Below are 15,075 nucleotides of genomic sequence, written 5' to 3' on the forward strand. Positions count from 1 at the left end.
CATGGAGATTAGTGTTATTTTTCTGTGTCTAATACTAAGTGCTTTTTTTTCAGGAATGGAGATAGCGTTTGTCTCTTCAAATAAAATATATCTTGAAATTGAAAAAAAACAAGGCGGTTTTGTTTCCAGAATACTGACAAAGCTTACTGAAAAGCCCTCCAAGTTTATCGTAGCCATGCTCATTGGGAATAATGTCACCATGGTGGTCTACGGTTTTTTTATGGGCGAATTATTGATGCGCTGGTTTGTTACTCTGGGGTTTCAGTTTTCGGATTTCTTGGATTTATTAATTCAAACCATAATTTCTACTATCATTGTGCTGATTACCGCAGAGTTCTTGCCAAAAGTTTTTTTTCAAATTTATGCCAATTTTCTATTTAAGTTTTTTGCAATTCCCGCCTATTTCTTTTTTAGTATTTTCTATTTTATAGCTGCATTTTTTATTTGGGTTTCTGATTTTGTTTTGATAAAATTCTTCAAAACCGAAGGCGATAATGTACAGCTTTATTTCAGTAAAATTGAGCTGGGGAATTACATTACGGAACAAATGAGCAGTGTTGAAGATGATGATGCCATGGATTCTGAAATTCTGATGTTTCAAAACGCATTAGAATTTTCAGGAGTCAAAGCCAGAGATGTGATGAATCCCCGTACTGAAATTATAGCCATTGACTTGTCGGATACCATCATAGATCTCCGAGAATTGTTTATAGAAACAGGCTATTCTAAAATAGTGGTGTTTCAAAATTCACTCGATGACATTGTAGGCTACGTGCATTCCTTTGATATGTTCAAAAAACCAGACAGTATCAAGGATATTGTGATTCCGGTAGAATTTGTTCCGGAAACAATCTTTATCAAAGATGCGATGAGTTTGCTGATCAAAAAACGTAAAAGTGTAGCTATTGTATTAGATGAATACGGCGGCACCTCCGGAATTATTACCGTAGAGGATATTGTGGAAGAGCTTTTTGGTGAAATTGAAGATGAACACGATTCAGATGAAGAATTGATTGAAAAAGAACTCGGTGATGGCGAATACGTTTTCTCAGCCCGGTTAGACGTCGAGTACCTTAATGATACCTATAAACTGGCTATTCCGGAAAGTGATTCGTATGGAACACTTGGGGGGTTTATTGTGAATTTTACTACCGAAATTCCTCAAAATGGAGCGGTTATCACCATTGGAGCGTATCGTTTTGTAATTGAAGAAGCAATAAATAAGAAAATAGAATTAGTAAATATGACCGTGCTAGAGTAGTTTTTTTTGTAAAATTGAAATTTCTTATAAAATAAAACGCTACTACTATAATTATTAATTAGATAATTGTATTTTCGCAACCTGAATATAAAAATTAACAACAATAAAATGGCATTATTACAAAAAATTAGACAACGTTCGCTTCTTCTGATCTTAGTTATTGGGTTTTGTTTATTAGCATTTATCATAGGTGATATATTTAGCAGTGGAGGTTTCAGCAGCACATCAAAAGATGTAGGAAGCATTGACGGGAAAGATATTTCATTTGAAGATTTTAGAGTTAAAGTGAGTAATGTTGAAAAAAGTGGTCAAGGAATTACTTCAACTGAAGCGGCTAACAGAGTATGGGAACAAGAAGTTTCGGTTGCTTTGCTAACGTCTGAATTTGAAAAATTAGGATTACGAGTAGGTGAAAAACACCTATTAGAAGTGCTGAAAGGCGATCAAAATATTGGTGGGAATCCATTGTTTTTGAATGCAGCCGGTGTTTTTGATATTGCAAAATTTAAAGAATATTTCAAAGCAAATCCTGCCCAAGCTCAGTTTTTGAAAGACAGAGAAAAAGATGCAGATCTTAATGCTAAATATCAAATCTATACTACATTGATTAAAGCGGCCGTTTTTACAACGGAGAGCGAAGGCAAGTTGCAGTATGAGATGGAAGCAAATAAAGTAAACTTTGCCTATGTTGCAGGATTATATTCAACAATCAAAGACAGTCAAGTAAAAGTGACTGATGCTGAAATTGTTGATTACATGAAGAAAAATGAAAAAAAATTCAAAGCAGACGAATCTCGTGAAGTAGAATATGTCTTGATCGAAGACAAAGCCTCACCAGCTGATGAAGCCGAAGTAAAATCAAAAATAAATGCATTGTTAGCCGGAACAGTAGTATACAATCAAGCTACCGGAAAAAATGATACCTTACCAGGATTCAGAGCAGCAACTAATACAATTGAGTTTGTGAATTCAAATTCAGATGTTCCTTATGATTCTTCTTATGTGGCCAAAAAAGATTTGCCTGCAATTGATGCAGATAAATTATTTAATCTTGCTCCTGGAGCCGTTTATGGGCCTTACATATACGGGAAATATTTCTGTATTTCAAAATCAATGGGAATGAAATCAGGGGTAAATGCTAAAGCAAGTCATATATTGATCAGTTATGAAGGGACTCAAGTTCCAAATCAAAAGGAAAAAAGAACAAAAGAAGAAGCAAAAGCAAAAGCAGAAAGTATTTTAGCACAAGTTACTGCCAGTCCGGATAGTTTCTTGATGTTAGCTTTCACAGCTTCTGATGATTCATCTTCGCAACAAGGGGGAGATTTGGGTTATTTTGGTCCAAACCAAATGGTAAAACCATTTAATGATTTTGTCTTCAATAGCAGTATTGGAAAAGTAGGGTTAGTAGAAACGCCTTTTGGATTTCATATTATCAAAGTTACTGATAAGCAAGACGGAATTCGTTTGGCTACTGTAGCTCAGAAAATAGAAGCATCTGAGGCCACTTCAGATAAAATGTTTACTCAGGCAACTAAATTAGAAATGGATGCTGTGGATAAAGATTTTAACAAAGTTGCTAAAGATATGGGACTTGTAGTAGCTCCGGCTGTTTCTGTAAAAGGGATGGACGAAAATTTTGGAACTTTAGGAAATCAAAGATCAATCGTTCGTTGGGCTTTTGAAAAAGGAGTAAAAGTAGGTACTGTAAAAAGATTTGAAGTGGCTAATGTAGGTCACGTAATTGCAAAATTAAAGAGTATTGACAATTCTGGTTTAGTAGCTGTTTCTGTGGCGAGACCTTATGTGGAACAAATACTAAAAAACAAGAAAAAAGCAGCATTGATAAAGGCAAAAATGACAGGTTCTTCGCTGGAAGCAATCGCGAAAGCAGTAGGAGCTACCGTACAACAAGCTACTGACTTGACAATGCTAAACACGATGTTGCCAGGTGTTGGTCAAGAGCCAAGTGTAGTAGGAAATGCATTTGCTTTAGCAGCAAATAAAATGTCAGCTCCAATTGAAGGAAACACGGGTGTTTATGTAGTGAAAAACAATAGCACTGTAAAAGCGCCAGCATTGAAAAGCCATGCTTCTTATGTTTCTAAATTAAAAGAACAAAGCGCTTCAGATGCTAATAGAGTAGTTCCTGCCTTGAAAGGAAATGCTAAAATTGAAGACAACAGACAGGAATTCAATTACTAGTCAAAGCGTAAGTAATCAAATAAAAAATCCCGATACATGCTGAATGTATCGGGATTTTTTATTTGTATGCGAAGGGACTTTTTTTCATAATTTTAGGCCTTCACAAAAAGTTGAATTTTTACTTTTCAAATGTTAATAAGTTTTAATTGAGTAAAGAAAAAAAGTAAGATTTTGTTGTAGTTTTAAATAAACTTTTAAGAAGATTCTTAAAAAAATAAATTAATAAAAAAAACCAAAAATTATGACAAACAAACAAACAAACAAACAAACAAAGTGTCGTTGCTATACTGATACTTATGTTAGTTTGTTTGTCCTTTAGTTCTTGCGAAACTGAAAAATTCGATTCAAATTTAGTAAGCTCTACTTTTAAAGATGATGTAGTTATTAAAAATGGTAGATTATTTTTTCAGAGCAAAGATGCTTTTGTTAGGGTTTATCAACAATATGCTGATGAATCGGATGAAAAAATAAGTGTTTTTTTACAGCCTTTCTATGAAGAGGGGTTTTATTCATTAAGGCCTATTGTTACTGAAAAAAATGAAGATTTTTTGTACATGCAGTATAGAAAAAAAATAAATGATCAAATTCGTTACAAAAGTACTATTTCTAGTAGTAAAATATCATCTTCTGCTAATATGGAAGTTGGTTTTGATTATTTGGATGAAATAGAAGATATTATTGGAGACGATACTTTCGCTTCATTACTTAATTCTGATGGTGAAATTCAAGTAGGTTTTGAAATTTATAAATATACGGACGTTGGTTTGTTTATTGCGGATGAGGAAAAATATACCGTCTTAGAAGATTATTTGAATTTAAATGATATTTCTAGCGATTTAATGGTTGAAACTCCACAGACTGCTAAAGAGAGAATTTTAGATGCATACCCTAATGGAGGTGTTACGTATATTGATTCTGATTTAGTTTATTTCAAAATGCAACCAATTGAAAGTAATGAGGGTAGTGTTTTTGGTGGAGTTAGTAGTTATACTCCGACTTCAAGTTCAATTGTTTCTACAGATCCTAGTTACAGCGGTTTTTTATCAAATTTAAGTGATTGCGATCCACATAGTGGAATTTTTGGAAGTCTTTTTGGAGATAATAATGTTTGCATAGATGCATATGAAACTAGACGAAGAGTTAAAACGAAAGCATTTAATTATAATTATTTGCTTGTTTATCATTTGGGAGTAAAATGTGTTAATCAATATAGAGGTTGGACTGGATTTTGGAGAGTTGAAGCGACAGATGAAATCCGATTAGTAGTTGAAGCTGCACAATTTGAATATGATGTAGATAAATTACTTAACAGTGCAATGACATATAATCAACTTCAAGAAAAAGCATATTATTTAAATGACAAAAAAATATTATATCAACCCAACTCTTTAACTATTGGAGGATATACCTATACCGATTTAAATCATTCTTCTTTAAACCAAATTTTTCAAAACGATGGTTTAGGATTGACTTTTGAGTTTTTTGGGACTGGCTGGCCTTTATTAGACGATGCAGTTCAAGGAGGAATTGACAGTAGTTTAAAAGCAAGTAAACTAAACGAATATTTTTATAATGGTTTGTATTCAAGCATAACTGCTCAACTACGTAGTGCATTGGGAAATAATAGCTATACTCCTCCGGCAAATCGCACATTTGTTGCTAAATTTCCTCATACAGGAAAAGTGATAATTCAAAAGTCAGTTCTTAATCAAGGTTTAAATATAGGTGTTAGGGAAAAATCATTTGATTTTGGCGCAGAAATTAAATTAAGTGCTGGGGATTCTGGCGGAACTTGGGAAATTTCTAACATAGGTGCTGGCGACCAATTAATTAGACCAAAAAATTTCAAAGTAAAAATGATTGGGGCAGTAAGGCATGGTAGTGAATGGCATGGTAGTAAATTTCATGATGGTATAGATTAATCAATATGAAAAATATTTGTGTACTATTTTTTTTAATTCAATATAATTTTCTCTTGTCACAAGACAAAATGGAATCCACTGTTAGCTATTTAAATATGACATCCCTTTCTATTACAAAAAATACAGAAAGTTATTTTTCAAAATTCGGAAAAGATGATGAAAAGAAATCAGACGGTTCTAGTTTTGATTTGAACACGATTCATGGATTAGTTTTTTGGGATTTTATAGCACTTTCTACAGGAATTAGTATTGATTATAACATAAAAGAAACGTTTTTGTCAACTCCAATCCTTTTAGATATAAGAGTTTTTTCTAATCAAGACAGAGATAATTGCTTATTTGCTTATTTGCAAACCGGTAAAAATATAAAATGGTCAGATTCATTTGATGGGAATGGAACTTCATCTAAATTAGGTGTCGGATTAATTTTTGCCGATAATGAGAAGATTTCATACTATGTTGACTTGTTTAAAAAGTCTAAAGACATAGAATTAATAAAGCACCAAAACGAAGGGAATTATAAGATTACAGCCTTTGGCTTATCGTTTGGAATAATTTTTTAACTAAAAACAAAAAAATGAAAAAAATAATTTATTTATGTTTGTTGCTACTCTTTTGTGACGTAGCTAGTGCGCAAAACGAGGGTTTAGAAAAATCTATTTATAATGTTCAAGCTGGTTTTTTTGGCCTTTGGATAAATAATGAATCAAAATTGTCGAACCAATTAGTGCTTAGGTCAGAAATAGGTTTTGATGGTGGTGTACGTGGTGGAGATTTTGTCGGAAAAACAATTTATGCATTAACACCCAAATTAGGTTTAGAGCCAAGATGGTATTACAATATTGTAAAAAGAGAGGCTACAGGAAAAATTATCAAAAATAACAGTGCCAATTTTTTGACACTTGGGATTAATTATTATCCCGATTGGTTTGTTATTTCTAATAGAGATAACGTAAATGTATCTAATCAAATGACCTTAATTCCAAAATGGGGAATCCGAAGATCGATTTCTGAAAGTAATTTTAATTATGAATTAGGAATTGGTTTAGGTAAAAGATACTATTTTGAAATACGAGAATGGGAAACCGCTGCTGATTTACATTTAAGGATTGGCTATACTTTTTAGTCTATCAGGATAAATTAAAAATCCCTTTTGGTATAAAACTAAACGGGATTTTTTTTGTTTATAGAATTATCTCTTTGTACGAGATGATAGTTTCATATCCTTTTGAAATAAAATAGTCAGTTGGATTTTCAATTGCAATTGCCATTACAAAATCGCCTCCCCAAGCTCCCAGGCTTTTTATCACGCCATTGAAATCTGGAAACAAAGACTCTTTTATCGTTTGTGTTTCCAGAACAATACTCATTTGTACTTCGTGTTTTTGTAGTGCTGCAGCAAAAGATTGAATTGTAGTCGCATTCAAAACTTCAGAGGTTATCACGTCATTTAAAGCAATCGTTCTCGGGAGATTATTCTTTTTATTCATATCGTAGGCTGTTATTGCGCTTTTGCTGCTTTGCTTTTTATTCAGATAGACAAAGTAAAGATTGTTAGTAAAATCCGGATTAAAAGATACTTTTTCAACAATAGGAGTACCTTTTTCCAAATGATAGACAATAGGGGTGTCGTTTTGTGCACAGGCAATATCATAACCACTACCTCCAAAACTGTTTTTAAGTAATGTAAAAGCATCGATGTCTAACCACTGAGCAATGTTGTTTATCAAAGTCGATGACGTGCCCAAACCCCAGCTTTTGGGAAAGCTAAGTTCAGTCGTGATTGTGTATCCCTCTGAATTTAAAATGAAACCTGGATTTAATTTGAATGCCTCGTGCAAAATAATCTTAAGTGTAGCCTTGACCGATTCATTTTTAGTTTGAACTTCCTTTGAAATATCAGAAAATAAAAGGGTGTCTTCAAACCAAATACTTCCATCTGCATCATAACTTTTCCAGATGATTTCCTTATTATTTCCCTTTTCTATAATGAGGTTTTGCCCCATTTTTGTTGGTAATGCAAACGCTTTGGCACCATCAAGAACCAGATATTCACCTGTGATTAAAAGTTTTCCGTTACTGTAAAATGTTTTCTTCATTGTCTTTGCGAGGAACGAAGCAACCTTATTCTTTGTTGCTTCAAGATAAAATTATTTTATTAAACTTTCAATATAGGTGACCACAGCGCTATGCGAAACGGGATTTTTTTTAAAATATTTCAGGATTAAAATGCGCTCTTCATCAGTGGCTTTAAGCTGATTGATGATGTTGTTCAAATGCATTTTCATGTGTCCTTCCTGAATTCCTGTGGTAGTCAAAGAACGCAATGCGGCAAAGTTTTGGGCTAAACCGGCTACAGCTACAAACTGCATTAATTCCTTGGCAGAAGGTTTCTCTAACATTTCTAAGGATAATTTTACCAATGGATGTAAGGAAGTCAAACCACCAACCGTTCCTACTGCTAAAGGGATTTCTAGCCAAAAAGTAAAAATACCATTTTCTATTTTGGCATGGGAAAGACTGGAGTATTTTCCGTTTCGCGATGCATAGGCATGAATTCCGGCTTCGACAGCGCGGAAATCATTCCCAGTTGCCAAAACTACCGCATCTACTCCGTTCATGATTCCTTTGTTATGCGTAACGGCTCTGTACGGCTCGACTTCGGCGATTTGTACGGCTTGCACAAATTTCTCTGCAAATTCTTGAGGATTTAAAATGTGTTTTTCTTCCAAGTCAGCAATCGGACAAGAAACTTCGGCTCTTACGATACAATTAGGAACGTAATTCGAAAGGATACTCATTACTACTTCAATCTCTTTTTCTGATTCGGTGAATAGACTATAGTTTTGGACTTCTTCTTTTAAGGTTTTAGCAAACTGTTCCAGACACGAATTGATAAAATTAGCGCCCATGCTGTCTTTGGTTTCAAAAGTGGCATGCAGCTGAAAATAATGGGGCAATAAATCGGTTTTGTCTTTTAAAATAATATCTAAAATTCCGCCACCACGTTTTTGCATATTTGTGGTAATCGACTCGGTTTCTGAAAAGAATTTATTTTTGTGTTGGACAAAAAACAAATTCAATTTTGAAACATCACCTTTATAAATAAAATGAACCTGACCAATTTTTTCAGTATTGATTACGGTTGCTTTAAATCCGCCACGCGTGGACCAAAATTTAGCAGCTTTTGCGGCAGCGGCAACCACAGAACTTTCTTCAATAGCCATGGGAATCGTGCTGTATTTTCCATTAATCAGGAAATTAGGAGCAACTCCAAGCGGTATGTAGAAATTGGTTATCGTGTTTTCGATGAATTCATCGTGTAATTTCTGTATTTTTTCATCAGAATTCCAGTAGTTTTTCAGCAAGGCGATGGCTTCTGTGGGTGTTGAAAAATATTGATCGGCAATCCATTTAATTTTTTCTTCTTTGGATAGTTTAGAAAATCCGCTAATGGCCTTATTCATTTTCAATTGATTATAGTATAATTAAATGCAAATATACGGTTTTAGCCGTTTTAGTAGCAATCCTATTATCCTCAATAAAAGTGGGTTTAAAATATTGTTTTTAAGATTTAACACATATAATGTGAAATTATTGTAAATTTTTCACTAAAATTGACGGTTTTTATATTTAAATAAATATCATGTATTCAAGAAAAATTATTGCATTATTTTTATTCGTTTGTTTTGCAGTTGCAGGGCAGCAAAAAATCACCATTGATGCCATTTATAACGGCACTTTTCGGGCGCAAGGCATGGATGAATTGCAGTCGTTGAAAAACACAAATCAATATACGGTTTTGAATACCGACAGACAGTCCAGAAGCATGCAGATTGATTTGTATGATTTTGCAACTTTAAAAAAAGTGTCTACATTAATAGATACAAAATCGTACGCCGAATTATCAGGAGGGATTGACAGTTATACGTTTGACGCTTCAGAAAAAATGATTCTATTGGCTTGCAATACCAATCAAATCTTCCGCCACTCCTTTACAGCGGATTACTATTTATATGACATTGCCAATAAGAAATTAAGAAAACTATTCGATTCTCCCGTTCAGGAGCCTACTTTTTCACCTGATGGGAAAAAGATTGCATACGCCAAAGAAAATAATCTGTATGTACATGATTTAGCTGCTGATAAATCAACTCCAATAACTACAGACGGACAAAAAAACAGTATTATTAATGGTATTACGGATTGGGTTTACGAAGAAGAATTTGCTTTTGTAAAGGCTTTTGACTGGAGTGCTGACAGCAAAAAAGTAGCCTACATACGTTTTGACGAAAGTCAGGTTCCGGAATTTTCGATGTCAATGTTTGGAAAAGACTTGTACCCAACGATGCAAACGTTCAAATATCCAAAAGCCGGGGAGAAGAATGCTCTAGTTTCTTTACATATTTATGATGTAAATTTGAATGCAGTAAAAAACATAAATCTTGGGAATTATAACGATTTTTATATTGCCAGAATGAAATGGACAAATGATGAGAATACACTATCAGCACAGGTATTGAATCGCCACCAAAACAATTTGGATTTGTTGTTTATCGATGGAAATTCAGGAGCTGTAAAAGTAGTTTTGAACGAAAAAGACAAAGCCTACGTTGATGTGACAGATAACTTGACTTTCTTGAAAGACAACAGTTTTATTTGGACCAGCGAAAAAGACGGTTTCAATCATATTTATTTATATGATAAAAATGGAAAATTGAAAAACCAACTGACCAAAGGAAAATGGGAAGTGACGAATTATTACGGTTTAGACGAAAAAACAAATACAGTTTTCTATCAGTCGGTAGAAAACGGATCTATTAACAGAGATGTTTATAGAATAGGTCTTGACGGAAAAAACAAAGTCCGTTTGTCACAAAATACAGGAACTAATGCGGCAACATTCAGTCCGAATTTCCAATACTACATTAACACGTTTTCTAGTGCGTCTCTACCTCCGACGTATACATTGAACGAGGCCAAGGCTGGAAAACAAGTTCAAGTTATTGAAAACAATGAAAATTTGGCAACAAAGCTAAAAAACTATGATTTACCGGCCAAAGAATTTTTTGTTTTAAAAACAGCAAAAGGGAATGAGCTCAATGCTTGGATGATTAAACCAAAAGATTTTGACCCAACTAAAAAATATCCTGTTTTCATGTACCAATATTCGGGTCCGGGTTCCCAGCAAGTAAACAATGAGTGGAACAGCACTGATGATTATTGGTTTATGATGCTGTCACAACAAGGATACATTGTAGCTTGTGTTGACGGGCGCGGAACTGGTTTTAAAGGAGCTGATTTCAAGAAAGTAACCCAACTGCAATTAGGGAAATACGAAGTAGAAGATCAAATTGATGCTGCGAAAGTAATAGGAAATTACGCATTTGTTGATAAGGCTAGAATTGGTATATTTGGCTGGTCGTATGGTGGTTTTATGGCGTCTAATTGCATCATGAAAGGAAATGACACGTTCAAAATGGCAATTGCTGTAGCTCCTGTGACGAACTGGCGTTTTTATGACAGTGTGTACACGGAACGCTACATGCAGACCCCACAAGAAAATGCTAGCGGATACGATGATAATTCCCCAATAAATCATGTAGATAAATTGAAAGGGAAATTCCTTTTGATACACGGTTCAGGAGATGATAATGTTCACGTTCAAAACTCCATGCAGATGATGGAAGCTTTGATTCAGGCTAATAAACAATTTGATTCCCAAATTTACCCGGACAATAATCACGGAATTTATGGTGGGAAAACCAGAATTCAATTGTACACAAAAATGACTAATTTCATCAAAGAAAATTTATAACAGCGCTTTATGACGAACGACGCATTGATTAAAAAAGATTTTTTTGGACATCCAAAAGCGCTTTTTATATTGTTTTTTACCGAAATGTGGGAGCGCTTCTCCTTTTATGGAATGAAAGCCTTGTTGATTTTTTATCTGACAAAGTACCATTTGTTTTCGGATACTTCGGGGAATTTATTAATTGGTAGTTACGCTGCTTTAGTGTATGCCGTTCCAGTGTTAGGAGGTTTTATTGCTGATAAATATCTGGGATTTAGAAAAGCCATTGTTTTTGGTGGGATTATGTTGGTGTTGGGTCATATAGGAATGGCTTATGAAGGAAATGCTGCCACACAATCCATTACCGGCGCAATTACACGGGACGAAACCGCCTTGCAAATATTTTACTTTTCATTATCGTTAATCATTGTCGGGGTTGGTTTTCTTAAAGCCAATATCTCTTCATTAGTGGGAGAATTATATGAAAAAGGCGATAAACGAAGAGATTCTGGATTCACGTTGTTTTATATGGGAATCAACTTAGGATCTTTTATGGCTACGCTAATATGTGTTTGGTTGGGCGAAACGTACGGTTGGAGTTATGGTTTTGGTGCAGCTGGTGTCGGAATGTTTTTTGGACTATTGACTTTTATTTCCGGCAGAAAATTATTGATGGGAAAAGGAGAATCAAACAACCCTTCTTTCCTAGAAAACAAATTGTTTGGATTTAAAAATGAGTGGTTGATTTATATTGGAAGTGTTTTGTCAACGGTATTGTTTTGGCAAATGGTCCAAAATCACGATGCAGTTTCATGGGCTTTAAAAATTGCGGGTGGAATTTCTTTTATTTATATTGTTTATTACGCAGCTACACAACTCGATGGTAAAGCACGTGATCAGTTGATTGCGTTAACTATTCTGATCGTATTTACTATTGTCTTCTGGGCATTGTTTGAACAAGCGTATACTTCCATGAATTTATTTGCTGACCGGATTTTAGACCGAACTATATTTGGTTATGAAGTTTCTGCCGGGCAGTTCTTAAGTTTTAATGCCTTGTTTATAATATTGCTAGCGCCTGTCTTTGCTTGGATTTGGCCGAAATTAGGGAAATACAATCCGAATACAGCTGTAAAATTTGCATTAGCATTAGCATTAGTAGGACTAGGCTTTGGAGCATTAGTGATGGGAATAAACCTTTCTGGTGCTGGAAAAGTAGCAGCGATTTGGCTAATATTGGCTTATTTTTTACATACTTGTGGAGAATTGAGTTTGTCACCAGTAGGACTTTCTGCGGTAACCAAATTATCTCCGGTAAAAATCGTTGGGTTTATGATGGGCGTTTGGTTTTTGGCAACAGCCAGTTCTGAATTTATTGCGTCTATTTTAGCAAATATTGCTTCGGTAGACACCTCAAATGGTACAGCACCTGATTTAAATTTAGCAAAGCAGAGTTATTTAGTGCTTTTTGAATATTTATTTTATACGGGTCTTGGTTTTGGGGTTGTTTTACTGCTGCTTTCACCAGTAATCAAAAAATTAATGCACGGAGTTGATAAGGAATTAAACAATTAATAGGATGAGTGAAAATACAACAGATCAATTTTTTAAGAATACCGTTTTAGGACATCCTGCGGGATTGTTCGTTTTGTTTTTCACAGAAATGTGGGAACGATTTTCATTCTACGGAATGCGTTCTTTGTTGATATTATTTTTAACCGCTTCCTTTACAGATGGTGGTTGGGAATGGACTCGCGAAAATGCTTCTGCCTTATTTGGATCCTATGTAGGATTGGTTTATTTGTCCACAATGTTAGGGGGGTATTTTGCGGATAAAGTAATTGGTTTTAGATGGGCTGTTGTTGTTGGGGCAAGCTTAATGACTTTAGGGCATGCTTCTATGGCTGTTGAAACAGAATTTTCTATTTATTTAGGATTAGTATTGTTGGTTTTTGGGAATGGTTTTTTCAAACCCAACATGACCTCTATCGTGTCCGAAATGTACAAAGACCGTCCTGAAAAGAAAGATGGTGCGTATACTTTGTTTTATATGGGAGTTAATGCCGGAGCGTTCTTTGGGATTTTACTTTGCGGTTATTTAGGAGAAAAAGTGGGTTGGACTTACGGTTTTGGTTTAGCCGGAATTTTTATGTTCTTTGGAATGTTGCAGTTTTGGCTGTCTCAGGATATCTTTGGAGATATTGGTTTAAAACCAAATAAAGAAAGCAAAGCGAAAGCAGAAGCATTAGATACTGACAAAAGAAATCCTTTTTCGCCAATACAATTGGCAGCAATAGCCTTCTCTTCTATATTAGCATTATTATGGCTTATAAATGATCCTGCTTCAAAAATATCCGGGGGCAAAATAAATATTTTTTCTTTCTTAGGTCCTAATGGAAATGCGATTGCAATTGCTTCAGCTCTACTTGTATTTATTGTATTGTTAATTTATAGATTTACTCAATATTCTAAAATTACTAAAGAAAAATTAATAGCGGTTACCTTTTTTGCCTTTCTTACCATTTTCTTTTGGGCAATTTTTGAGCAGTCACCAAACAGTTTGACCATTTTTGCTAGTGATTATACGGATCGTGTTTTAACAGGCAATTGGAGTGTGGTGTTTTTAGTGATTAATTCGTTAATTACTATTTTACCGTTGGTTATTATTACCGGGGTTTTAATTTTATTATTTAAGCAAACATTTAAACTTTATGCTGTTGCAAATATGATCCTTAGTGTCAGTTTTATAATTATTTGGGGAATAGCACTATGGATGTTGACTAAAGATTATTACACTGCTGGTTATCTTACTTTATCAGATTCAACATTGCAAGCATTGAAAATTGATAAAGTAACTACTGCATTGACAGAAGTTCCTGCCACTTGGTTTTCTACTTTAAACTCGTTATTCATTATCTCTTTGGCTCCATTGTTTTCAAAATGGTGGGAAAGTAAATACAATCCTTCTGCAAATTTAAAATACGGAATCGGAATGGCATTGCTAGCGCTTGGTATGGCTTGTGTCGCTTTTGGGGCAAGCGGAATCGAAGCGGGTGCAAAAACAGCTTCAGTAAGTATGATATGGTTGATTTTAGTCTATCTTTTCCATACAATGGCTGAGCTGTGTATCTCACCGGTAGGATTGTCGTATGTAAGTAAATTAGTTCCTGCCCGTATGATTGCCTTTATGTTTGGAGTTTGGTACTTAGCAGTAGCAATTGGTATGAAAGGTGCAGGTATGTTTGGTGAAAATATAGATAAAATCGCCAATGAACACGGATTGAGTTACTTCTTTTGGATGTTGACTATTATCTCTATTGTAGTTGCTTTGTTCTCTGTTTTGATGACTCCAATAATTAAGAAATTAATGCATGGTGTTCGATAAATTTTAGGCATCATTTTTGATTTGTCCACCGTAAAAAAAAATAGATATGAAGAAAGGTATAATAACGTTGTTATTGTTAGTTGGTTCGTTTGCTGCTGAAGCACAAGAATTAGTGTGGGAGACTAATGTCAATAAGGCTCTTGAAGTTTCAGCCTTAACTAAAAAACCATTATTAATGTTTTTTACCGGAAGCGATTGGTGTGGTTGGTGCATCCGGTTACAAAAAGAGGTCTTGAAGACTCCTGAATTTGCAACCTGGGCAAAAGAAAATGTCGTTTTGGTCGAATTAGATTATCCAAGACGAGTACCACAGACTGAAGAGGTAAAAAAGCAGAATAATGAATTACAACAAATTTTTGGCATACAAGGATTTCCAACTATTATACTCGCAAAAGGTACTACAAAAGAAGGGAAAGTCAATTTTGAAGGTATTGGCAGTACGGGGTATGTAGCCGGCGGACCAGCAGCCTGGTTAGCAGTTGCAAATGGTTTTTTGAAAAAATAA

11 protein-coding genes are annotated in these 15,075 nt (G+C 34.6%); 9 read left to right on the plus strand and 2 right to left on the minus strand.

What is annotated here, in order from left to right; translation table 11 throughout:
- Nucleotide 1 precedes the first annotated feature (1 nt).
- The 5 genes from EKL99_RS08705 to EKL99_RS08725 all read left to right on the plus strand — a co-directional run bounded on the left by EKL99_RS08705 (nucleotide 2) and on the right by EKL99_RS08725 (nucleotide 6,514).
- Nucleotides 2-1,261, plus strand: coding sequence for a hemolysin family protein (locus EKL99_RS08705; protein ID WP_126576783.1), 1,260 nt, complete (start codon nucleotides 2-4; stop codon nucleotides 1,259-1,261).
- A 108-nt stretch (nucleotides 1,262-1,369) separates the two neighbouring features.
- Nucleotides 1,370-3,466 (plus strand): peptidylprolyl isomerase, encoded by a 2,097-nt coding sequence (locus EKL99_RS08710; protein ID WP_126576784.1) that lies wholly within the window; start codon nucleotides 1,370-1,372, stop codon nucleotides 3,464-3,466.
- A gap of 296 nt (nucleotides 3,467-3,762) precedes the next feature.
- The gene (locus EKL99_RS08715; protein ID WP_126576785.1) at nucleotides 3,763-5,388 is read left to right on the plus strand and encodes a hypothetical protein; all 1,626 of its coding nucleotides are present in this window, start codon (nucleotides 3,763-3,765) and stop codon (nucleotides 5,386-5,388) included.
- Nucleotides 5,389-5,441: 53 nt separating this feature from the next.
- Entirely contained in the window at nucleotides 5,442-5,951 is a 510-nt protein-coding gene (locus EKL99_RS08720) for a hypothetical protein (protein WP_126562114.1), read from the plus strand.
- A gap of 14 nt (nucleotides 5,952-5,965) precedes the next feature.
- Nucleotides 5,966-6,514 (plus strand): hypothetical protein, encoded by a 549-nt coding sequence (locus EKL99_RS08725; protein WP_126576786.1) that lies wholly within the window; start codon nucleotides 5,966-5,968, stop codon nucleotides 6,512-6,514.
- A gap of 58 nt (nucleotides 6,515-6,572) precedes the next feature.
- Here EKL99_RS08725 and EKL99_RS08730 read toward each other — a convergent pair whose 3' ends face one another.
- Together EKL99_RS08730 and EKL99_RS08735 are read right to left on the minus strand one after the other, a co-directional pair.
- Nucleotides 6,573-7,487 (minus strand): GYDIA family GHMP kinase, encoded by a 915-nt coding sequence (locus tag EKL99_RS08730; protein WP_126568721.1) that lies wholly within the window; start codon nucleotides 7,485-7,487, stop codon nucleotides 6,573-6,575.
- Nucleotides 7,488-7,538: 51 nt separating this feature from the next.
- The gene (locus EKL99_RS08735) at nucleotides 7,539-8,855 is read right to left on the minus strand and encodes a hydroxymethylglutaryl-CoA reductase, degradative (protein WP_126576787.1); all 1,317 of its coding nucleotides are present in this window, start codon (nucleotides 8,853-8,855) and stop codon (nucleotides 7,539-7,541) included.
- Nucleotides 8,856-9,034: 179 nt separating this feature from the next.
- Between EKL99_RS08735 and EKL99_RS08740 the strand changes: the two genes are divergently transcribed.
- Genes EKL99_RS08740 through EKL99_RS08755 form a run of 4 tightly spaced genes read left to right on the plus strand, consistent with a single transcriptional unit; the run spans nucleotide 9,035 to nucleotide 15,075 of the window.
- Nucleotides 9,035-11,206 carry a S9 family peptidase gene (locus EKL99_RS08740; protein ID WP_126576788.1) on the plus strand — a complete coding sequence of 724 codons (2,172 nt, stop codon included), beginning with the start codon at nucleotides 9,035-9,037 and terminating at the stop codon, nucleotides 11,204-11,206.
- Between the two features lie 9 nt (nucleotides 11,207-11,215).
- Complete coding sequence (locus tag EKL99_RS08745) at nucleotides 11,216-12,760, plus strand: peptide MFS transporter (RefSeq protein ID WP_126576789.1); 1,545 nt, start codon at nucleotides 11,216-11,218, stop codon at nucleotides 12,758-12,760.
- Between the two features lie 4 nt (nucleotides 12,761-12,764).
- Complete coding sequence (locus EKL99_RS08750) at nucleotides 12,765-14,570, plus strand: peptide MFS transporter (protein ID WP_126452919.1); 1,806 nt, start codon at nucleotides 12,765-12,767, stop codon at nucleotides 14,568-14,570.
- A 46-nt stretch (nucleotides 14,571-14,616) separates the two neighbouring features.
- Entirely contained in the window at nucleotides 14,617-15,075 is a 459-nt protein-coding gene (locus tag EKL99_RS08755) for a thioredoxin family protein (RefSeq protein WP_126576790.1), read from the plus strand.

Origin of the sequence: Flavobacterium sp. ZB4P23, assembly GCF_003970375.1 — a bacterium.
GTDB lineage: Bacteria > Bacteroidota > Bacteroidia > Flavobacteriales > Flavobacteriaceae > Flavobacterium.